The organism is Xiashengella succiniciproducens (assembly GCF_023674465.1).
Classification (GTDB): domain Bacteria; phylum Bacteroidota; class Bacteroidia; order Bacteroidales; family Marinilabiliaceae; genus Geofilum; species Geofilum succiniciproducens.
Genome location: NZ_CP098400.1, coordinates 1,385,597 through 1,407,141 on the forward strand (window position 1 = coordinate 1,385,597; position 21,545 = coordinate 1,407,141).

General features: G+C 42.4%; 17 protein-coding genes. 10 read left to right on the top strand and 7 right to left on the bottom strand.

Features of this window, described 5'->3' with window-relative positions; all coding sequences use genetic code 11:
- Window positions 1-33 precede the first annotated feature (33 nt).
- Complete coding sequence (locus M9189_RS05800; protein WP_250725343.1) at window positions 34-990, top strand: bile acid:sodium symporter family protein; 957 nt, start codon at window positions 34-36, stop codon at window positions 988-990.
- 69 nt (window positions 991-1,059) lie between these two features.
- Window positions 1,060-1,710 (top strand): ferredoxin--NADP reductase, encoded by a 651-nt coding sequence (locus M9189_RS05805; RefSeq protein WP_250725345.1) that lies wholly within the window; start codon window positions 1,060-1,062, stop codon window positions 1,708-1,710.
- Window positions 1,711-1,746: 36 nt separating this feature from the next.
- Here M9189_RS05805 and lolA1 read toward each other — a convergent pair whose 3' ends face one another.
- The 3 genes from lolA1 to M9189_RS05820 form a co-directional block, all read right to left on the bottom strand.
- The gene (gene lolA1, locus M9189_RS05810; protein ID WP_250725347.1) at window positions 1,747-2,397 is read right to left on the bottom strand and encodes an outer membrane lipoprotein periplasmic chaperone LolA1; all 651 of its coding nucleotides are present in this window, start codon (window positions 2,395-2,397) and stop codon (window positions 1,747-1,749) included.
- Window positions 2,398-2,479: 82 nt separating this feature from the next.
- On the bottom strand, window positions 2,480-4,891 hold the full coding sequence (locus M9189_RS05815; RefSeq protein ID WP_250725349.1) for an FtsK/SpoIIIE family DNA translocase: 2,412 nt from the start codon (window positions 4,889-4,891) through the stop codon (window positions 2,480-2,482).
- A gap of 100 nt (window positions 4,892-4,991) precedes the next feature.
- Entirely contained in the window at window positions 4,992-5,705 is a 714-nt protein-coding gene (locus M9189_RS05820) for a hypothetical protein (RefSeq protein ID WP_250725351.1), read from the bottom strand.
- Window positions 5,706-5,905: 200 nt separating this feature from the next.
- On the opposite strand from M9189_RS05820, the gene argF reads away from it, so the two are divergent.
- The 5 genes from argF (at window position 5,906) to M9189_RS05845 (ending at window position 11,551) form a co-directional block, all read left to right on the top strand.
- Window positions 5,906-6,904 carry an ornithine carbamoyltransferase gene (argF, locus tag M9189_RS05825; protein WP_250725353.1) on the top strand — a complete coding sequence of 333 codons (999 nt, stop codon included), beginning with the start codon at window positions 5,906-5,908 and terminating at the stop codon, window positions 6,902-6,904.
- A gap of 144 nt (window positions 6,905-7,048) precedes the next feature.
- Window positions 7,049-8,089 (top strand): aspartate--ammonia ligase, encoded by a 1,041-nt coding sequence (gene asnA, locus M9189_RS05830; protein WP_250725355.1) that lies wholly within the window; start codon window positions 7,049-7,051, stop codon window positions 8,087-8,089.
- A gap of 96 nt (window positions 8,090-8,185) precedes the next feature.
- Window positions 8,186-10,117 (top strand): LTA synthase family protein, encoded by a 1,932-nt coding sequence (locus M9189_RS05835; RefSeq protein WP_250725357.1) that lies wholly within the window; start codon window positions 8,186-8,188, stop codon window positions 10,115-10,117.
- A 200-nt stretch (window positions 10,118-10,317) separates the two neighbouring features.
- Window positions 10,318-10,590: an HU family DNA-binding protein gene (locus M9189_RS05840; protein ID WP_250725360.1), complete on the top strand. Its 273-nt coding sequence runs from the start codon at window positions 10,318-10,320 to the stop codon at window positions 10,588-10,590.
- Window positions 10,591-10,837: 247 nt separating this feature from the next.
- Window positions 10,838-11,551, top strand: a complete 714-nt coding sequence (locus tag M9189_RS05845) for a LytR/AlgR family response regulator transcription factor (protein WP_250725362.1) — start codon at window positions 10,838-10,840, stop codon at window positions 11,549-11,551.
- A gap of 81 nt (window positions 11,552-11,632) precedes the next feature.
- Here M9189_RS05845 and M9189_RS05850 read toward each other — a convergent pair whose 3' ends face one another.
- Window positions 11,633-13,885 (bottom strand): inorganic phosphate transporter, encoded by a 2,253-nt coding sequence (locus tag M9189_RS05850; protein WP_250725364.1) that lies wholly within the window; start codon window positions 13,883-13,885, stop codon window positions 11,633-11,635.
- Window positions 13,886-14,197: 312 nt separating this feature from the next.
- Here M9189_RS05850 and M9189_RS05855 point away from each other — a divergent pair, with 312 nt between their 5' ends.
- Together M9189_RS05855 and M9189_RS05860 are read left to right on the top strand one after the other, a co-directional pair.
- A complete protein-coding gene (locus M9189_RS05855; protein ID WP_250725365.1) occupies window positions 14,198-14,845 on the top strand; it encodes a LysE family translocator in 648 nt (215 codons plus the stop codon).
- A gap of 10 nt (window positions 14,846-14,855) precedes the next feature.
- Window positions 14,856-16,994: a glycoside hydrolase family 97 protein gene (locus M9189_RS05860; protein ID WP_250725367.1), complete on the top strand. Its 2,139-nt coding sequence runs from the start codon at window positions 14,856-14,858 to the stop codon at window positions 16,992-16,994.
- A 164-nt stretch (window positions 16,995-17,158) separates the two neighbouring features.
- Here the strand turns inward: M9189_RS05860 and M9189_RS05865 are convergent, their stop codons facing one another.
- A complete protein-coding gene (locus M9189_RS05865; RefSeq protein WP_250725369.1) occupies window positions 17,159-17,572 on the bottom strand; it encodes an acyl-CoA thioesterase in 414 nt (137 codons plus the stop codon).
- A gap of 5 nt (window positions 17,573-17,577) precedes the next feature.
- On the bottom strand, window positions 17,578-18,387 hold the full coding sequence (locus M9189_RS05870; RefSeq protein WP_250725371.1) for an SDR family oxidoreductase: 810 nt from the start codon (window positions 18,385-18,387) through the stop codon (window positions 17,578-17,580).
- Window positions 18,388-18,532: 145 nt separating this feature from the next.
- Between M9189_RS05870 and M9189_RS05875 the strand changes: the two genes are divergently transcribed.
- Entirely contained in the window at window positions 18,533-19,747 is a 1,215-nt protein-coding gene (locus M9189_RS05875) for an IS4 family transposase (RefSeq protein WP_250723328.1), read from the top strand.
- 317 nt (window positions 19,748-20,064) lie between these two features.
- Here M9189_RS05875 and M9189_RS05880 read toward each other — a convergent pair whose 3' ends face one another.
- Window positions 20,065-21,450 (bottom strand): IS1380 family transposase, encoded by a 1,386-nt coding sequence (locus M9189_RS05880; RefSeq protein ID WP_250722148.1) that lies wholly within the window; start codon window positions 21,448-21,450, stop codon window positions 20,065-20,067.
- Window positions 21,451-21,545: the final 95 nt, after the last annotated feature.

Consider the following 21,545-nt stretch of genomic DNA (forward strand, 5'->3'; position numbering starts at 1 on the left):
TGAGGTTGTGAGATGCTGAGACGAATTAGAAATATGGATAAGTTCGTTCCGGCATTATTGCTTGTAATAGTAATTGCAAGTATTATTCCGGAACCTGCACAGCCGAGGGGTTTGCTTTCTCTCCACACTGTCGGAGATATAGGCATAACCCTTATTTTCTTTTTTTATGGTCTTAAATTGAACCTTGGTTCATTGAAGCAGGATTTGGGCAACTGGCACCTGCACATCTTGGTACAGGGAGCTGTCTTTATACTTTTCCCTCTGCTGGTTTATCCTTTTTACAAAGTATTTCACGAAGGGCCGTTTTCGTTGCTTTGGCTTGGTGCTTTTTTTCTTGCTGCCTTGCCTTCTACCGTTTCCTCATCTGTTGTGATGGTTTCAATTGCCAGGGGCAATATCCCAGGTGCCATATTCAATGCAAGTGTTTCGAGTATGGCAGGTATATTTTTTACCCCAATGTGGATGGGGCTGGTTGGATCCTATGGCAGTGCTGGAGCCTCTGAGTTTGGTCCGGTGGTTCTGAAGCTGATCCTGCAGGTTCTGGTGCCAGTACTTGTTGGACTTTCATTAAACAGGTATTTTGGGCGTTGGGCACAGAGGAGAATGCGTTTTCTGAGGCTTTTTGATCAGAGCATTATACTTCTCACCGTTTACCTATGCTTTGCTGAGTCGTTTATGAACAAGCTTTTTTCAGGTACCGGAGTGTCTGAGATTATTATGATGGTCCTGCTCTCAGGGATATTATTTTTCATTGTCTTTGGGATAGTTTATTTTATTGCCGGACGCCTTCATTTCAGCAGGGAAGACAAGATTACTGCAGTATTTTGTGGTTCCAAGAAGTCCTTGATACATGGAACCGTTATGGCAGCCATTATTTTTAAGGACATGGGTGGAGTAGGGGTTATCCTTCTGCCCCTTATGGTTTATCATGCCCTGCAGTTGGTCCTAAGTGGCATTATTGCAAATAAATTTGCTGTCACTGCAAAATAGTATGGAGTAGCAGCCTGCAATAAACAAAGCGGGATTTGCTCTGTTATATTGCAAAACTTACCAAGGATAATGAACAGAGCCGACTACGGTATCCATAAATTGATTTCCATAGAGAATATTACCAGGACAGTTTTTAAGCTTCGATTTGAGCGAAATGGACTTGAATTTGTGCCTGGGCAACATATTAGTGTTGGCCCGGAATCACTGGGCTATACACGTGAGTATTCGGTCTACAGTGGGGCAGAAGATCCCTGGCTTGAAGTCCTGGTTAAAGAAGTAATTGATGGATGGGTAAGTCCACAATTAAGACGGCTTCAACCGGGTGACGGTTTGATGGTTGAAGCACCACTGGGGTATTTCAGAATTGCCGGGAATATGTCAGGAAAGCACCTGTTTGTGGCAACGGGAACAGGAATAGCTCCCTTTCACAGCTTTGTAAGGACCTTTCCGGAACTTGACTATCACCTCATTCATGGAGTAACAGATGCCTCTGAGGCCTGTGAAAGGGACTTATATGGTAACAGGCTTACTCTTTGTACATCAAGAGCCGCAGATGGAAATTATCATGGTAGGGTTACTGCCTGGCTTGAAGATAATAAGCTGGATGTCTATGATCACTTTTACCTGTGTGGTAACCGCAAGATGATAAATGATGCCTTTCAAATATTGATGAGTAGAGGTATCAAACCTGACAATATCCATGCTGAGGCCTATTTCTGAAATCAGAAACTAGTTATGGCCATCTTGTACAGACATTTATCGTAGGTCGATTATTTCTACGCCGGGATGTTGTTCCTTTTTGAAGACAAACAGATCATCAGTCATTGGAGTATTAACCTCCATCTTTTTGATCTCCACAACGAAATTGGTACCATCCTTGCCCATTTGCTCCAGGCGTGCTGGTTGAAGAGTATCTCTGTATACGTACAGTTTGATACGTGAATATGGTTTATTTCTGTCTTCAGGAACCAGGTCAATGATATCGGCTACCTTTCCCTTGATAGTAGTCTCTCCAACATGGCGGTAACGAAAACCTTGCTCGTGGATAGTAAATACCTTTGAAGGATCCAGTTCGTCATCAGCTACCATATCGGCATCTGAGATATTAACCTCATTAGCATCAACAAGATAGACCCACAAGGTAGTACCATCAAAATAGCTTTCCGCATCCATTACTGAAATCTTATACTTATTCCCTTTAAGGGAGATACTGCCATCATGAGTTTCTGATGTTTTTGTTTGCAAATCTTCAATTTTCAATGCAAAATCAGCCTTAATGGTCTTGTAGCCCTTAGTCTTTTCAGAGACCTTGTCAAGTATGGTCTTGGCCTTGGCCACATCCGGATCCTGTGCGAGAACGGAGAGTGTCAGAACAGATAGTATTGAGATTAAAAGAGTTCTTTTCATAATGTGCGCTTGTTTTTGATATCCCACTAACATAAAAGCTTCAGCAGTTATGTAGCAATTAACGTTCCAAAATTATTGCTGTCTATTGCTGAAGGGATTTGAATATTCTTTCAAGTTCCAAATCATCCGAAACCAGTACCTGGCGTGCCTTGCTTCCTTCGAATGGTCCCACAACCCCTGCTGCTTCCAACTGGTCGATAATCCTTCCTGCACGATTATAGCCTATTGAAAAGCGTCTTTGTATAAGGGAAGTTGAGCCGGATTGGTTTGCTACCACTATACGAGCAGCTTCCTCAAAGAAGGGGTCTCGCTTACTTAAATCCACATCACCTACCTCCTGAGAAGCACCCTCACCGATATATTCGGGCAAAAGATGTGCAGTGGAGTAGCCCCGCTGAGAACCAATAAAGTCGGCTATTACCTCGACTTCCGGAGTATCTACAAAGGCACACTGAACACGGATAAGATCACTGCCCTGAGAGAATAGCATGTCGCCTCGTCCAATAAGGTGGTTGGCACCAGGAGAATCGAGGATGGTACGGCTGTCTATCATGGAAGCAACCTTGAATGCAATCCTTGTTGGGAAGTTGGCCTTGATAACACCGGTAATGATATTGGTAGATGGTCTTTGAGTAGCAATAATCATGTGGATACCAACGGCACGAGCCAACTGGGCTATCCTTGCGATAGGCAGTTCCACTTCCTTTCCGGCAGTCATAATAAGGTCGGCAAACTCATCAATTATAACTACAATATAAGGCAGGAAACGGTGTCCCTTTTCGGGGTTGAGTTCGCGCTTGGTAAACTTATGATTGTACTCCTTAATATTTCGTGTGTGAGCCTTTTTGAGAAGGTCGTAGCGTTCCTCCATCTCAATTGTTAGGGAGTGGAGAGTGTTGACAACACGTTGAACGTCAGTAATGATTGGTTCCTCCTCATCCGGCATTTTGGCAAGAAAATGACGCTCTATCTTGCTATATATCGTAAGCTCTACTTTCTTGGGGTCAACGAGTACAAACTTTAGCTGCGACGGATGCTTTTTGTAAAGCAAAGATGTTATAATCGCGTTAAGGCCTACAGACTTACCTTGTCCTGTTGCGCCTGCTACAAGAAGGTGGGGAGCCTTTGTAAGGTCGAATACAAAGGTCTCATTGGATATGGTTTTACCAAGAGCAACCGGGAGTTCAAACTTGGCGTTCTGGAACTTTTTGGAGCTTAATATGCTCTTCATTGAAACGACTGCCGGTTCGGAATTTGGAACCTCTATACCGATAGTTCCCTTTCCAGGAATAGGAGCAATAATCCGGATGCCCAGAGCTGATAGCGATAGGGCTATATCATCCTCCAGGGATTTAATCTTGGAGATACGAATACCAGGCATTGGAACTATCTCGTAGAGGGTAACGGTAGGACCAACAGTAGCCTTGATACTCTTGATTTGTATTTTGTAATCCTCCAGGGTCTTAACAATCTTGTTTTTGTTGTATATCAACTCATCCTCAGTTACCTGAGTATCCTTGTCGCTATAATCATTCAAAAGGTCGAGAGACGGCAGCTGATATGAAGACAGATCAAGAGTTGGGTCATAATCACCAAGAGGTGTGTTGCCTGTAACAGGAATAGTTTCCTCTGATGCGGCTTTCTCAATCTTTAGTTCCACATGAGTGTCGGGCTCTTCATCAGTAACAAATTCTCTTTTGGGTGCAACGGGTTGAACCAGTATTTCAGTTGCCGGAGTATTTTTGATAACCTGGTCTTTCTTTGCCCTATCCTCCAAGTTTATTATCTTTTCAAAACTGCCTTCCGCGTCTTGTCCGGTTTCCTCAGATTCTTGTTTGCTTTCAACTTTATGGATTGGAAGTTTTCCTTCAAGGCCCAGCTTCTTGCCCATAAAAGGAATGAAGTTGTCAAAGTTGACAGCCAGATAGGAAATAAGGCTTACCAGAATCACCAGGATAGTACCTACACTACCAATAGAAGATCTAAGCCAGCTGCTGATAAAATAACCGTGAGCTCCACCAAAAAGGAGGTATCTGTCATCGGCAAAACTCAGGAAAATAAAGCCCAGAGTAACGGAAAACCAGATAGTAATTAGGCTGGCATGCAGGAAGGTACGGCGCAGAGGCATAACCCTGGCACCTAGCATTCGGAGTCCGCTGATAAAGAACAGGAATATAATGGAACATGAGGCTATACCAAACCAGTCATTAATAATGGTATCTGCTATCCAGGCTCCAAACTTACCGGCAAGATTCTCAACCTTAATAGAAGAGTCAAATAATAGGTCAGATAATGGAAGATCGAATTTGCTCCGGTCGGCATAACCGGTTCCGAAAAAAGAAATATAGGCCAACGCCAGATACACCGAAAAGCCTATGGTCATCAATCCAAAGATGAATCTCCACTTGTAATGTCTTAAACCCGAAATTGCTGAAGTTATAGTTTTGTTACCTTTTTTGCCTGTTCCGGATTTCTTCCTTTGTTTGCCACTCATGTCAGTAATTTGAGGTCTAGAGACAAAAATAATAAAACTAGCGGGCTGCCCGTTAGATAATCAACGGAAAGTTATCCACACTTATTTTAGACGGGTGAAACTATCTGCTTATTACGGAGTCAATAAGCGCCTGGATCTCTGTGATGGAAGACACCTCATAGTTGGCTGGCACATCGAAGATCTTACGGGGATGTGCCTCGCTGACAACGGAGATAGCCTCAAGGTGCAGTTGCATACCCTGGTAGAGAACATCAAACTCGAGCATGATGCCAGGTATCTCGCTAAATGGAGTATTGCGGTTGGGTTCCTCTACACCTAATTGGTCTGTATACCATATTGATAGCTCCTGTACATCATTTCTTCCCGTGAAATACACAGCCTTTTTACAATCAAAGCCGGCAATACTCTTAACTGAGTCATTAATAAAACTGAGTCTGTCAGGACTGAAGGCCATGAAGGGAAGTACGAAGGCATCACCAGAGGCTGGAACAACCATTCTCTTCTCTAACAGTTTCAGAAGGGCAAAGGTACTATCAGGATTGTTTCCAAATATAAATTCAAGCTTGTATAAGTTGAGTTTGTTTATAAACTCAGACTTTTGGCGGGTGCCTTCAAAGGCCGTTTTCATCTCCGAGGGGAAAAGGAAGGACATAGGGTTGGCATCAACAGAGGCAGGATATGTAATTCTATATGTTATGGTGCCTGAGCAGATTCCTGAGTAAGCAGCCTTCTTATCTATAAGCCCACATCCTTCTACAAAAAAGGACAGGGGCAGAAGCAGCATAATAGTTTTGATGAGGCTGTTTGAACTCATACTAAGTACCAAATAGTATTAATTATCACAATTTTGGGCACCTAAACACAAAGAACTATTCGAATTTTCATTTCAGGTATACGAAGATAGTTATCTTTTATATTGTGCATATCGAGGGAGTCATTCTTTTATCCACGTAAAACTGATGTCTGTCAAAAAAAAGGCTATTTTAGTCTTTAACTTAACAGAAATGTAAGATTATGACCCTTCTCGGCAGGAATCTATTAACAATTTTAGACCTAAGCTCATCCGAGGTTATGTATCTGCTTGATCTGGCAGTCAGGCTCAAGCAGATGAAGAAACAAGGAGAAGTGACAGATTGTCTTAAAGGTAGAAATGTAGCTCTGTTATTTGAGAAGACATCTACCAGGACGCGCTGTGCTTTCGAGATTGCAGTTTCCGATCTTGGAGGCAATGCAATGTATCTTGGACCCGGTGACACACAACTTGGTCACAAGGAATCGTTTAAAGACAGTGCCAGAGTCTTCGGGCGTATGTTTGATGCCATCGAATACCGAGGTTTTGATCACTCCCGGATAGAGACACTTGCCCGATACTCGGGTATTCCTGTTTGGAATGGTCTGACAGACCAGCATCACCCTACTCAGTTTCTAGCCGACCTGATGACTATCAGGGAGCATTGCAAAAAACCATTGGAGCAGGTAAGCATTGCCTATCTGGGTGATGCCCGCAATAATGTGGCAAATTCCCTGCTTGAAGGAGCAGCACTGATGGGTATGGATATAAGGATGGTAGGGCCGGAACAGCTTCATACTGATACGGAGATTCTCAACAGATGCCTTGCTGTTGCACGTAAGACCGGAGCACGAATTAGTATAGGAACTGACATTGAGAAGGGTGTAACTGGAGCGGATTTTTTATATACTGATGTGTGGGTATCTATGGGTGAACCAGAAGAGGTGTGGAAAGAAAGAATAGAGATTCTGCGTCCATACAGGGTAGATGCCAGGCTTATGTCATTGACAGGCAATAAGGATGTTAAGTTCCTGCACTGCCTACCGGCCTATCATGACAGGGACACTTATGTTGGTGAAAAGATCTTTCTTGATTACGGACTTGATGGAGTTGAAGTTACTGATGAAGTTTTTGAATCTGAAGCTTCAATAGTTTTTGATCAGGCAGAGAATAGGTTACATACTATTAAGGCTGTTATGGCAGCCTGCCTTGGGAATATGTAGGGTGAAAATTTTTCGTGCTTGAGCACGAAGATGTGATAATTTCAATAATATTGTCGGCATTTGATTTTGAATTGAAGGTAAATGAGGCTATTTTCGCATATTAATTCAATATAGTAAATAGCTTTTGGCATCAATGACATAACCATGCTTGACTTATTATATATTCCCAAAGACTACAAGTCGCCTCTGGATTTAAAACAGACAGAGCACGCCATCACTATAATCAAAGATTCATTTCAGACCTTTTTGTCAGCCGAGCTAAGGCTGAGAAGGGTAACTGCACCTCTTTTTGTGCTCAAAGGTACGGGTTTGAATGATGACCTGAATGGCACTGAAAAACCTGTGACATTTCCGGTTCATGGAATGAACGGCAGAGAAGTGGAGGTCGTTCACAGTCTTGCCAAATGGAAGCGGATGATGCTGGCAGATTACGATGTTGAACCGGGCTTTGGAATCTATACAGATATGAATGCGATTCGTCCGGACGAGAATCTGGATAATACACATTCCATATATGTGGACCAGTGGGACTGGGAGCAGCATATTACTGAAAAGGAGAGGAACCTTAACTACCTGAAGAAAGTGGTCAGGGGAGTGTATGAGGTAATGAAGCGTACCGAGTTTGTGGTTTATGAGAAATATCCCACGATACGTCCTATTCTGCCAGAGGAGATTACCTTTATTCATTCCGAGGAACTGCTTGCTATGTATCCAAACCTTAGTTCCAAAGAACGTGAGGATGCAATTACGAGGAAGTATGGAGCCGTTTTCATCATTGGGATTGGAGGGAAGTTGTCAAACGGGGAGCCTCATGATGGCAGGGCACCTGACTATGACGACTGGAGTACACCAACTGAAAACGGATACAAGGGACTCAACGGGGATATCCTGTTGTGGAACCCCATTCTTGGGAGAGCTTTTGAGATTTCATCGATGGGTATCAGGGTAAACTCGGAGGTGCTAAGGCAGCAGCTGCAAGAAAGAGGGCAGGAGCACAGGTCTGAACTGATGTTTCACCGACGTCTGCTAAATAACGAACTTCCACTCAGTATTGGAGGAGGAATTGGCCAGTCAAGGTTATGTATGTTTTTCCTACGCAAAGCCCACATTGGCGAGATACAGGCAAGTATCTGGCCTGAAGAAATGAGGGATATCTGCAGTAAGAACAATATTTTTCTGGTATAAAACTCAGTTATTTTTAGAATATTTGCATATGCTTTGCCGCGAGGCAAAGCATATTGTTTTTTTATGTTTATCTTTTTGTAAATCAATTAACTGACGATGGCTGCAAAACAGTTGAATGAATATCTTGTCCTGGTCCACAGACTTGGAGTCTCAATGTTTGTCTTTACTCTGTGTAGGATTGGCTTCTATCTGTTTAATGTTGATTTCTTCCCAAATGTAGATTGGAATGGGTTTCTTGTGATTATGAGAGGCGGGTTGATGTTTGACCTGTGTGCAGTATTGTACCTGAATATGTTGTACATACTGCTAAGTTTGATTCCCTTCAAAGTCAAGTTCAGCAACTGGTATCAAATCGCCCTGAAGTCAATCTATATGCTTACAAACGGAGTAGGATTGGCAGCCAATGTCAGTGACTTTATTTACTACCGCTTTACGTTGAAGCGTACTACCTGGAGCGTGTTTGAGATTTTCAAGAACGAGGAGAATATGGGGACCCTTTGGTTTCGATTTATATTGGACTACTGGCCTGCGTTCTTGTTTTGGATAGCAATGATGGTATTACTGTTTTACCTGAACAGCCGTGTCAAACCCAAGCCATTTCCTATTAAGTCAAATTGGCTATATGCACTTTGCTCCCTGGTATTTCTTGCTTTGTTTTCTGCCTTTACAGTGGCCGGAATTCGTGGAGGATTCAGGCACAGCACCCGACCAATAAACATGAGCCATGCAGGCAAGTTTGTTGATTCACCTGAGGAAATGGCCATAGTCCTGAATACTCCATTTTGTATGATAAGGACCATAGATAAGAAAACATTTGAACCGGTACATTACTATCCTGAAGATCAGATTGAAGAGATCTATACTCCGGAGTATTGCCTTACGGCCACAGATTCAACATTCAACAAGATGAATGTGGTAGTTATAATACTGGAGAGCTTTAACCGGGAGCATTCAGGCTATCTGAATCCCCATCTGGATAATGGAAATTACCAGGGCTACACCCCATTTCTGGATTCGCTGATGCAGGAATCGCTGACCTTTGGAAATTCCTTTGCCAACGGCAGGAAGTCAATTGATGCCATGCCATCAATACTTGCTTCATTTCCTGCACTGGTACAGCCATATGTGACCTCTCAGTATGCTTCAAACAAGATAAGTGGTCTTCCGGGTTTGCTGATAGAACAGGGTTATCATACCTCATTCTTCCATGGAGCCCCGAATGGCTCCATGGGTTTTGACGCTGTGGCTCGCCTGCTGGGCTTTGAGAAATATTACGGGATGACTGAGTTTGGTGACAACTCCCAATACGACGGATACTGGGGTATCTGGGACGAGCCATTCTTTCAGTTTTTTGCCGAGACCCTGGGTACCTTTGAGGAACCTTTTATGAGTACACTGTTTTCAGTTACCTCACACCATCCATTTCAGGTTCCCAAAGAATATGAAAATGTATTTCCAAAGGGAACACTTCCGCTGCACAGGTGTGTGGGTTATACGGATATGGCACTGAGACGCTTTTTTGAAAAGGTTAGTAAGGAGCCATGGTATGAGAATACAATCTTTGTAATTACTGCCGACCATAGTGTGCCATCGCACTATGATGAGTACAAGACTAATGTTAACGGTTTTGCCATACCCATCATATTCCATGCTCCAGGTCTGGGATTGAAAGGGTTGAGCCAGAAGCTAGCTCAGCAAACTGATATCCTACCGAGCCTAATGCACTTGCTCAACTATGACGGAACCTTTATAAGCTTTGGCAGCAGCCTGTTTGATGACAGCAAGGATGACCGGCGCTATGTACTCAACTATACAAACGAGTCTTACCAGTTTATAATGAACGGCAAGGTGCTGTATTTTGACGGTAAGAAACTGATTGCATTTTATGATTTGGAGCAGGATCCGCTACTGACCAACAACCTGTTGGGCAAGGCTCCGGAACCAGAGGAAGAGCTGATGTTAATGAAAGCAATAATACAACAATACAGCAACCGGATGATTGAGAATAGGCTAACTATTTTAAAATGAACTAAAAAACCGAAATACCAGTAATTTTAGGGGATTAACACAAGCTACAAATCTTGTTACTTTTTAACATTTTATCATAAAAAATGCGGGTTTTGGGTCAATTTTTTTGCTTGTATATTTGGAAGACACTATAAATACTCTATATTTGTGAAGGTAAGATTAAAAACCATAGTTTTTAACCCTAAAATTTAATAACTATTATGAACAAAGCTCAATTAATTGATGCAATCGCCGCGGAATCCGGTTTAACCAAGGCTGATTCAAAAAAAGCTTTAGATGCTTTCTTAAAAGTTACCAGCGAAGGTCTTAAGAAAGGTGATCGCATTACTTTAGTAGGATTTGGCTCTTTTTTAGTGTCTGAGAGAAGCGCACGCACAGGTCGTAACCCACAAACCGGAAAAGAGATTAGGATTCCTGCAAAGAAAGTAGTAAAATTCAAAGCCGGTAGCGAGCTGAATGATTCAGTAAACTAATCGATGCTTAAAGAAAAAATGAAAAAAAGAGAGTTGTTTTGAAAATCAACTCTCTTTTTTTGGCACAAAAATTCTCCCTTCTCCGTATAATCTATTGCACCATTGGATGTATTCAGGAATTCCTGACCTGAAAAAAATATATATCCTTTGTTGTTTGTCATTTGTTTTTATAGCTTTATGGATAAAAATGGTATCTTCGTCATACCCTTAAACTGATATTTTGTATTTTTGGCCAAAATGATTGTATATGAATTGCATTATAGTTGATGATGACAACTTTTCGGTTAGGATAATAGAAGAGTTTGTTAACCAGACAGAGGGATTAGCACTCCTGGGTACCTTTACGAATGCAATTGAAGCGGTGAACTGGCTCAATAACAGCGAGAAAGAACCTGTGCATCTGATCTTCCTGGACATAGAAATGCCCGAGATGTCGGGTATCGAGTTTCTACGTGCATTGAATGTAATACCCCAGGTTATCATCTATTCATCTCAGGAAAAGTATGCTCTGGAGTCGTATGAGTATGATGTCACAGATTATCTGCTCAAGCCAGTTACCTACGCCCGTTTTATTAAGGCTGTTAACAGAGCCCGCGAGCGCTTTGAAAGAAAGGAGAATCCCGTAAAGCAAAGCACAGAGATCTTTATCAAGAACAACTCTTCACTTGTACGTGTCAAGTATGATGACATCCTTTGGATTGAGGCTCTTGAAAACTATGTTGTCGTCAATACATTCAAGGAGAAGTATACAATTCACTTTACCATGAAATCTATCTCAGATAAAATGCCCTCTGAGAGGTTTATGAGGATACACCGTTCTTATATCGTGAACTTCAGTAAGATAAGTGCAATAGAGGATAATTCGGTTATTATCAGAACTGAAAGTGGCAACAGGGTTATTCCGATTGGAAAATCGTACAAGGATAAGCTCCTGAATGATATTAATCTTATTACCAAATAAGTTTAGTTTAGAGAGATAAATAAAAAGGGGACAGCTAGCAGGCTGTCCCCTTTTTATTTATTGGCGCAATGCTTTTCAGCATTAATGTCCGTTTTTCGTATAACTTGCAAAGTCTCTGTGAGCCTTGATCAGGTTGACAAGGTGCAGCATCATACTTTGAGTTTCGTGTAGTATGCTAAGGTAAAGCATGCTTACCTTGGTACTTGTTTTTTCCTTTTTAATTCTCTTAAGCTGGTTCTTTCTCAAACCTCTGATAAAGTCAAGGATTTCAGCTTGTGCACTCAGAACCTTGTTTATCTCCTTGAAATCTCCGGACTCAATCAGAGTCACAGCATCTTTCATTATATCTTCAATCTTCAGTCTGAGCGTATTGAGGTCAATCAGCTGATCTGTTGAGAATGGTTTGTGGTTGTTGTTAAGGTGTTCCCATGCGGGATTAGTCACAAACGTTAGACAGTGAGCTGTTTCCCGTAGGTAGTCAAGTACCTGAACATAGTAAAGGCTTGAATCGATATTCTCTTCCTGCAGACGTCGTACTGTCTTGTAGATATCATTACGCATCTTCTTGGACAGCAGGCTAAGGTCATTTACTTCCTTAGTGGTTTCCTTAAGTGTTTTTCTATCCTCAGCTTCAAAAGATGTTATAGTCTTGGCATAGTAGTCAGCAACTTTTTTCAGCACATCGCTAACATCTCTCCTGCATTTTTCAAGTATAGTTGCACCACCAATTTCACCATCTTCCTCAAAATCTGCAACTGTCAGAATTGCCTCATCTGCCTTCTTGCTTTTGCTTAATCTGTGGGATTTGGACAGCATAAAGAATACAAGAATAAGCAATGCCCCTATGGCCCAAAGTTTGCCGAAATAGACAGCCAATGCAACAAGGAAGGCAATAGTAAAAGCAGAGAAAGCAGTAAAGAACCAACCTCCAATAACTGATATCACACCGGTGATACGATAAACAGCGCTGTCACGGTCCCATGCTCTGTCTGCCAGGGAGCTACCCATAGCCACCATAAAAGTAACGTAGGTTGTAGAAAGGGGCAGTTTCAATGAGGTAGCACTTGCAATAAGGATACTTGCAATAACCAGATTGACAGAGCCCCTGAGAAGGTCAAAAGCAGGACCATCGCTCTTTGCATCTTTTGGCGGTTCAGGTAATTCAAATTGCTTATCAATGTAGTTTCTTACTCTAACTGGGACGTAGTTTGATATTGACTTGGACATCGCAAGAAAGCCTCTTACAAGAGAACGGGCAAAGAAAGAAGATCCAAAACGCTCATCCCCTTCAGATTGACGACCAAGGTCTACAGATGTTTTAACGACATTCATGGCTTTCTTGGATGTAAAAAGTGTAGTAGCCATTATAAGACCTGCAATCAAAAGTATATAGGTCTCAGTTTTAACTGGTTCACCAAGCACACCCATCAATAGAGTGTCCGGAGTTGCACCTGGAGTTGCCACATAGTGTCTGTATGCGTCAAGTCCTGCAAGCGGAACACCTATGAAGTTGACAAGGTCATTACCCGCAAAAGCCATAGCAAGTGCAAAAGTACCTACCAGGATGGTAAACTTAAGAATATTGAATTTGAACAGAGAGTAAAGTATTTGAAGAATAAATGTCCATCCGACAAAGCTGTACACAAAAAACAACTTCTCATTAGCTTTAATTGTTGCCTTAAGTTCGGGAGTCATAAAGGAAGCTCCATCCACACCCTTGACGAGAAGGAAGTATGTAGTTGCAGTAATAGCAAAGCCTCCCCAGATTGCACCAAGATATTTAAAACGTTTTTCGTAACGGAAGGAGAAAACCACACGGGTTAAGAATTGGACGATTGCCCCTGCCGTAAATGATATAACAACTGAAATAAGTATACCTGAAATAATTGCAAGAGATTTTGCAGAGTTGATATACTCACTAATTGGAATGTCAGGATTGTTGAAGGTCTTAATAAGAGCAACACCTACAGCCGCACCAAGCAGTTCGAACACTATTGAAACGGTCGTTGATGTCGGCATCCCAAAGGCATTGAACAGGTCCAGAAGGATAACATCCGTTATCATCACGGCAAGAAATATTACCATAATGTCACGGAAGAAAAACATTTCGGGGTGAAACATACTCTTTCTGGCAATTTCCATCATACCGCTTGAGAAGGCAGCTCCGATAAATACTCCCGCTGCCGCAACAGTCATAACGACATAAAAAGGGGCAGCTTTAGCCCCGATTGCAGAGTTTACAAAGTTTGCCGCATCATTTGCTACACCTACGATGAGGTCAGAAATTGCAAGGAGGAAGATGATTACGATAAGAACTAAATAAATATTTTCCATTACAGTTTTATCGGTTTAGTAATAAATTCCGCTGTATTCTGTATTAAGCTTGTCGGCAAAGCTAATTCCATATTCACAGAATATGTTTTTTCGTTTGTTAAGTCTACGTTAAGAAATTGCAAATGTAATGTAATATTTGCCCGTAGGGCAATAGCTGAATGCTGTGATTTCAGGAGCTTAATGACTTTTGCTTGTCATGTAGAACAAAAAACTAAGATTCTGATTGCGGACTAAGACTCCCGTATTTGTTGCAATCCTCTTATTTTTGCAAAAGGACTTTAGCCTCTCTGGTTTTTTTTAGATATTTGTACAATGCTTTGGAAAGGAATATTTGACGGTATGTTGGTGGGGTTTTCTGCCTCAGTTCCGCTGGGACCTATAGGAGTACTATGTATACAGAGAACTCTTCAGAGAGGACGTTTGTCTGGCTTTATATCTGGCCTAGGCGCTGCTTCTTCGGATATTATTTATGCAGTTATAGCAGGCTTTAGTCTTTCATTTGTTGTAACCTTTATTGAGGAGCAGTTTTTTTGGATTCAGCTTATTGGCGGAATTATCCTTATCCTTCTCGGCCTGAATATCTATCGTTCCAATCCGGCCCAGCAACTCAGGCGACAAAGGCAGGGTACCAGCAAGACGAGCTATCTGCAGGATTATATATCCACCTTCTTACTTACATTTTCAAATCCTCTTGCTGTTTTTCTTTTTATAGCGTTCTTTGCCGGTTTTGGTGTAGTAACTTCAAATGTTGGGATATCAGGGCAGCTTTTACTGATATGCGGAGTTTTTTTTGGTGCAGCAACCTGGTGGTTGCTGCTGACCTCGATAGTAGGACTTTTCAGGAATGTGGTAAACCTCAGGCGCTTGTTCTGGATTAACCGTATTGCCGGTGCAACTATTATAATCCTGGTTCTGATTGGTGTCATTACCTGGACTATTCGGCATTTTTTGATAACTTAAATATATGCTTATGAGAAAAATTGGTTTGCTAATTTTCAGCGTTTTATTTCTTGCATTCCAGGTGAATGCAGAAGAGTTAAAATCCCCCCAATCTGTAGTTGTAGTTAGTTTTGATGTTAAAGATGGTGTTCCTGTTTACGGTGTTAAGTACAAAAACAAGGTCGTAGTAAAGGAAAGCCGCCTTGGTCTTGAGCTTAGAGATGATGTAGCTCTTACAGGTGACTTTGAAGTTGTCTCAGTTGATCGCAGCAGTTTTGACGAGACATGGGAGCCCGTATGGGGTGAGTGGAGGACCATTCGCAACCATTACAATGAGATGGCAGTTACCCTGAAGCAGACAACTACTGATCGGCTTATGGTAGTTCGCTTCAGAGCTTTCGACGATGGAATGGGCTTTCGCTATGAATTTCCCGAACAGGAAAAGCTGAGTCACTTTGTTGTAAAGGAAGAGCGCACTCAGTTTGCTATGACCGGAAACCACATTGCCTACTGGATAGCCGGTGATTACGACACCCAGGAATACGATTACACTACATCGCGGCTTACCGAGATCCGTAGTTTGATGTCTTCTGCTATCAGTGATAATGCATCTCAAACTCCGTTTTCTGATACTGGTGTTCAGACAGCTCTGATGCTGAAAACAGACGATGGATTGTATATCAACCTGCACGAAGCAGCTTTGGTAGACTACAGCTGTATGCACCTGAATCTGGATGACAAGAATTTCATTTTTGAATCACACCTTACACCAGATGCGCTTGGTAACAAGGGTTATCTGCAGACACCCTGTAAGTCTCCATGGCGTACTGTAATAGTAAGTGACAGAGCTGCAGGAATACTTGAGTCAAACATCACTCTCAACCTGAATGAGCCATGCAAGATAGAGGATACTTCATGGATCAGGCCGGTCAAGTATATCGGAGTATGGTGGGAGATGATAACAGGTAAGAGTTCATGGGCCTATAGTGACCTTCAATCTGTAAAGCTTGGCGAGACCGACTTTACAAAAGTTAAGCCCAATGGCCGCCATGCAGCCAACAATGACAAGGTTAAATACTATATTGATTTCGCAGCTGAGCACGGCTTTGATGCTGTACTTGTAGAAGGCTGGAACATTGGCTGGGAAGACTGGTTTGGTCACTCCAAAGAGTATGTATTTGATTTTGTTACCCCATATCCTGATTTTGACGTGAAGATGCTCAATGAATATGCTGCTTCAAAGGGCGTGAAGCTGATTATGCACCACGAAACATCTAGTTCTGCTGTCAACTACGAGCGTCATATGGACAAGGCATATCAGTTTATGGTTGATCATGGCTACAATGCAGTAAAAAGTGGTTATGTAGGCAATATAATTCCCCGCGGTGAGCACCACTATGGTCAGTGGATGGTAAATCACTACCTCTATGCTGTAACCAAGGCAGCTGACTACAAGATTATGGTCAATGCCCATGAAGCTGTAAGACCTACAGGCCTTTGCAGAACATATCCAAATCTGATTGGTAATGAATCAGCGAGAGGATCTGAATTTGAAGCCTTTGGTGGCAACAAACCCGATCATACAACAATTCTGCCGTTTACACGTCTGATTGGTGGTCCGATGGACTATACCCCCGGTATCTTTGAAACCAATATCAGCAAACTAAATCCTGATAATGATTCAAGAGCCCGTACAACAATAGCCCGTCAACTTGCATTATATGTCACAATGTATAGTCCGCTGCAAATGGCAGCCGACCTGCCGGAGAATTACAACAGGTTTCTTGATGCATTTCAGTTTATCAAGGACGTAGCAATTGACTGGGACGATACCAAAATTCTTGAGGCAGAGCCGGGTGACTATATCACAATTGCCCGTAAAGCAAAGGGAAGAGAAGACTGGTTTGTTGGCTGTACAGTTGACGAAAACGGCTATACATCAGCAATTAGCTTTGACTTCCTGACAAAGGGAAAGACTTATATTGCAACTATCTATAGTGATGCTCCAAATGCACACTATCTGGATAATCCACAGGCATATCAGATTCGCAAGGTGCTTGTTAACAGCAAATCAAAGCTGAAACAACAATGTGCCCCAGGTGGTGGTTATGCAATCTCAATTATGGAAGTGAAAGCAGGAGACCAGACAAAAGGAATAAAAAAGCTTTAATCTGGTTGACAGGAGATATCCGCTAAGAAAAAGACAGAGGCTGCCCCGGGGCGGCCTCTGTTATTTTATTATTCCCTGCTTGCTATTCACCCCGCAAATTATGGTGCAAAAGCTTTTTAGTATTGTTCTGCGTTATGCCATGCATTCAGAAAGCATGACCTCCCTTAATTCTCCTCCGGGAAATGGGGCAGGAGAGCTGTTTTAAGCCATTCCGGCATTCTGATGGGCCTTCTGCTCTTTGCATCAATAAAGGCCTGCACAGTATAGCCCTTGGCAATCAATCTGTCATTACAGGTAATTGTGTAATTGAAAGTGATTCGAACACCCGGGAGCTTGTCGACAGTGGTTTCAATAGTAACCACATCCCCGTAGTATGCCGGACTGTGGTACTTTACATATAGTTCCGATAGCGGTAACATAATGCCGTTTTTCTCCATGTCGGCATAGGGGAGATTGAGCGCATCAAACAATTCTGTTCTTCCGATTTCAAACCATGTGGGATAAACAGCATTATTGACAATGCCCATCTGATCGGTTTCCTTGTATCTTACCTTTATACTACTCTTATTGTATAGCATCTCCGTTATTTAAATGGTGAATCAGGTTCCTTTGCCATCACGTTGTACGAAAGTTTGTCAACCAACGCTGGTAGCCATTTGCTGAGAAAAACAGTCAGTTTACCCTCGACAAAGGTCAGAATCAGTGTTCTTTTACGCTTTTGGATGGCTTTGATGATACGCAGTGCAACTTCCTCGGCACTCATCATCTTGTTTTCGTTGCGTGGGGTCTCGCCTTGAGCAGAACCATCAGCTGTAAGAGCCGTCTTCCTGATATTTGAGGCTGTAAAGCCTGGAGCAACTATAAGGACATGGAGACCCTTCCTGAGGTTTTCAACCCTCAGGGTATTCAGAAATCCATGCATAGCATATTTTGAAGCCGAATAGCCTGCACGGCCAGGCAGTCCTATAAAACCTGCTATCGACGAAACACCGACCACTGAGCCCTTTTGCTCAAGGATGTAGGGGAGGGCATACTTTGTACAATAGACAGTTCCCCAGAAGTTGATATCCATAAGCTTGCGCATTACATCGAGATGCAGGTCTATAAACAAGGCCCTCATTGACATACCTGCGTTGTTGATTAGGATATCTATCTTACCAAACTCGCGGACTGTGTTGTCTATAAGTCGTTTGCAGTCTTCCTCACGACTGACGTCGGCTTCGGTTACGAGTAGTTTGTGACCTGCTGCATCAAACTCACTTTTTATTTCTTCAAGCTTGTCGGCCGATCTGGCACAAACAGAAACCAGTGCTCCTCTGTGGGCAAACTCTCTGGCACAGGCCAGGCCTATTCCGGAGGAAGCACCTGTGATTATTACTACTTTATCTTTCATTTTACTTGTCTTTCCTGTCAAAATTATAGTAAATTTAACACTGTTGTCCGATAAAAACTTTTTAGAAAAAGTACGCGGGCAAATTTGAGTTTTGCCCGTCGTACTAATAATTGTAGCTTTGTATTCATCACAAAACAAGTCTACAATGAACAAAAGTACTTATTTTTTTGGACAATCGGTATTCGGACAGCTCATATCTATGGTAGATACAAGGATTATCGCCCGAAACAGCAAACGGTACAAGGCCGATCATTACGTGAAACGTTTCACGGCTAAGGATCACCTTATAAGCATGTTGTTTTGCGTCTTCGCCAAATGCTCCTCCCTGCGCGAGGTGGCGGGTGCAATGCTCGGTCTTTCAGGCAAGACCAGGCATTTCCAGCTCGGCCACATACCCTACCGGAGCACCTTGTCGGACGCCAACAAGCGCAGGAGCGTTGATTTCTTCTCGGGCGTGTACCACGACCTGCTTCGCGAGTACCAACACGTGATCTCGGACACCCGCTTTAAAGATGTGTTGAACAAGCAGGTCGAGATCTTCGACAGCACGGTTATCAGTTTGTTCCAGGACATCTTGAAGTGCGTCGGCAGAACACCCTCGAACGGTAAACGCAAAGGGGGGATCAAGGTGCACACCGTTATCAATGTCGACGAGCCCGTTCCCAAGATGATATGGTTCTCATCCGCTGCCACGAACGATCACCTGCTGTTGAGGAAACTGGAACCGGATGACAACACTATTTACGTCTTCGACAAGGGATACAACGATTATAAAGCCTTCAAGCTGTTTTGTGAAAAGGGAGCCGGATTCGTTACCCGCATCAAGGAGAACGCCGTTTACAAGGTGGAGCAAGAACTTTACATCGATGAATGCATCCACAGCGGCGTGCTGGAAGACACTATCATCGAGGTGACCGTGAAGGAAGATGATGGCGGGAGCAAGCTGAAGTTGCGCAAGGTGGTGTTCTACGACAGGGTGTTGAAAAGGAAGTTCGAGTTCCTCACCAACCTGTTCGAGATGCGGCCCGACATGATAGCGGCCTTGTATAAAACAAGATGGCAAATAGAGCTGTTATTCAAGCAGTTAAAATCAAACTTCCCCCTGAAGTACTTCCTCGGGGATAACGAGAACGCGATAAAAATACAGGTATATTGCGCTTTGATCGTGAACCTCTTGCTCACGGTTATACAGAAGCGGTTGAAACGGCCTTGGGCATTCTCCAACCTGGTGTCATTTTGCAGGATACACCTGTTTAATTACCTGCACTTGATAAAATTTTTAGAAAACCCGGAACGAGATTGGCAACGAGATGACCAGGATTTAGAGATGCTTACCCTTTTCAGGGGGGCTTACTTTTGAAAATAGAAAAATTATAAAAAGAAACGACTGATAATAAGCCGGTTAAAAGTAACGAAGAATCAAAATCGGTTTTTATCGGACGGCAATGTAAATTTAACCTAAATTGAGCGATTCGTAATTTCACCTGCCCCCGTCGTCTCACTTGATTTCAAAAAAACGGAAATTTTCTCAGAGGTAGGCTTCTTTCGTGTACTTTTTCAACGAAAATTCAGTTCTGTTTTTCACTCAAACCGAACTTTATCGCATTTTCTATGGGTCTGGACATAAGTCTCCCATTACCACTACGGGTTTACAATCCTGAGGTATGTTGTTCTGCCTTATGCAAACTGAATTTTCGGCGGTGACTGACACCGTTCCCATAACTCTTCAATATTTATCGTTTCATAAATTACTCTGGTGACATTCAGGACAATACTCCTTGCCCTTGAGGTTATCTTGACAGCAAAATCAATAAGCTTTCTTCTGAATGTATTAGGATATACGGTTACCGGAATAACCTCTGCGGTAACATCTTGTTTGTATGCTTCGAAAATAAAGTGTGTAACTACCAGCATAAAATAATAGGCTCTGTTCATTCCAAAGGATTTAAAAGGAAGTTGTTCTCTGGTAGCAAGCTCTTTAATGCTACGATGTATCAACTCGTCGGCTCCTCTTTGGTGTGATTTTCGTATGATGGTATCAGCTTTAAACCACTCATCTCCACCGGATGCCCGAAGCCTTTTGTCAGCGACAGGACAGTTCCCGATATTGGTATAGATGACGCTGTCAGGCTTACCAAATTCCATTACGTACTGCCCGGTATCATCCCGGTGCAATCTGGTAAAAAAGCAACGACGAAACTTGGACCAGGATTTCAACTTGCTGGCAAATTCCGCAAATTGCCAGACTGCTTTATTTTTAGTGATTTTGCCCAAAGTGTCAATGGGTAAAGCCTTTACATATTCAGTAACATCATTGTACAATTTTCCTGTTGTAATGTAATGTATATTAAGCTCTTGCTCGAATATCTCGTACGCTTTCTGATCCGCAAACCCACTATCGGCGCACACCACAATAGGGACTTCTTTGGAGTATCTCTTGCGTATCAGATTTACTATAGAGCGTACCCTGTCGGTGTAATCTGATCCATGATTGGAATGAGCACTTCCTTTTCTAAAGGTCACGTCTATCAGAAACGAGCCCCAGCATATATGAAGTGGCTGAAACCCTTTCTTACGCTTGTAAGTGACCTCGCAACCTTCGCGTTTCGCAGCATCGTCATTATCCAAAACCATGGTGTCAATGCCCAGTTCTATAACTTTGGGTTTGGATATGTGAAGCCTCCAGATAAACAGTTCATTAAGTATCTTATTGAATACCGAGTTTGAAATAACGGACAGCTTCCCAAAAAAACGTTTGACCTGGTGAGAAGAGGCCAATTGGTCGGTCTTGCATTCAAGCAAACATGCATATCCTTCATCCTTTTTACTTTGATCAAAACTGCTTATGGCCATATTTGTGCCATCTATAAAAAATGCAACAATCTGTTTTACAAACTGTTGAAGCTGCAAGCCTTTGCTGTTTCCAGTAAGCAGAGAAGAAACATTACGCGATATTAGCCCATATAAGCCAATTTGCTCAGTGTAGCGAAGAAATAAAGGGAGCCCTCCACGACCAGAAATTTTATTGGTTGTAATGCCGATTTTTGTTATCTTCGTACTCATAAAAGATAGTCTTGTGCACCTAAATGGTGAAGTGTTGTTTTTTTATTTTAATACCTCTAAAATACACATTATCAAGGTTATAAGCAAGCTATCTT

Coding starts and splice junctions, on each gene's coding strand:
- M9189_RS05800 (WP_250725343.1), top strand. CDS start 34: ATGGATAAGTTCGTTCCGGCATTATTGCTTGTAATAGTAATTGCAAGT.
- M9189_RS05805 (WP_250725345.1), top strand. CDS start 1,060: ATGAACAGAGCCGACTACGGTATCCATAAATTGATTTCCATAGAGAAT.
- lolA1 (WP_250725347.1), bottom strand. CDS start 2,397: ATGAAAAGAACTCTTTTAATCTCAATACTATCTGTTCTGACACTCTCC.
- M9189_RS05815 (WP_250725349.1), bottom strand. CDS start 4,891: ATGAGTGGCAAACAAAGGAAGAAATCCGGAACAGGCAAAAAAGGTAAC.
- M9189_RS05820 (WP_250725351.1), bottom strand. CDS start 5,705: ATGAGTTCAAACAGCCTCATCAAAACTATTATGCTGCTTCTGCCCCTG.
- argF (WP_250725353.1), top strand. CDS start 5,906: ATGACCCTTCTCGGCAGGAATCTATTAACAATTTTAGACCTAAGCTCA.
- asnA (WP_250725355.1), top strand. CDS start 7,049: ATGCTTGACTTATTATATATTCCCAAAGACTACAAGTCGCCTCTGGAT.
- M9189_RS05835 (WP_250725357.1), top strand. CDS start 8,186: ATGGCTGCAAAACAGTTGAATGAATATCTTGTCCTGGTCCACAGACTT.
- M9189_RS05840 (WP_250725360.1), top strand. CDS start 10,318: ATGAACAAAGCTCAATTAATTGATGCAATCGCCGCGGAATCCGGTTTA.
- M9189_RS05845 (WP_250725362.1), top strand. CDS start 10,838: ATGAATTGCATTATAGTTGATGATGACAACTTTTCGGTTAGGATAATA.
- M9189_RS05850 (WP_250725364.1), bottom strand. CDS start 13,885: ATGGAAAATATTTATTTAGTTCTTATCGTAATCATCTTCCTCCTTGCA.
- M9189_RS05855 (WP_250725365.1), top strand. CDS start 14,198: ATGCTTTGGAAAGGAATATTTGACGGTATGTTGGTGGGGTTTTCTGCC.
- M9189_RS05860 (WP_250725367.1), top strand. CDS start 14,856: ATGAGAAAAATTGGTTTGCTAATTTTCAGCGTTTTATTTCTTGCATTC.
- M9189_RS05865 (WP_250725369.1), bottom strand. CDS start 17,572: ATGCTATACAATAAGAGTAGTATAAAGGTAAGATACAAGGAAACCGAT.
- M9189_RS05870 (WP_250725371.1), bottom strand. CDS start 18,387: ATGAAAGATAAAGTAGTAATAATCACAGGTGCTTCCTCCGGAATAGGC.
- M9189_RS05875 (WP_250723328.1), top strand. CDS start 18,533: ATGAACAAAAGTACTTATTTTTTTGGACAATCGGTATTCGGACAGCTC.
- M9189_RS05880 (WP_250722148.1), bottom strand. CDS start 21,450: ATGAGTACGAAGATAACAAAAATCGGCATTACAACCAATAAAATTTCT.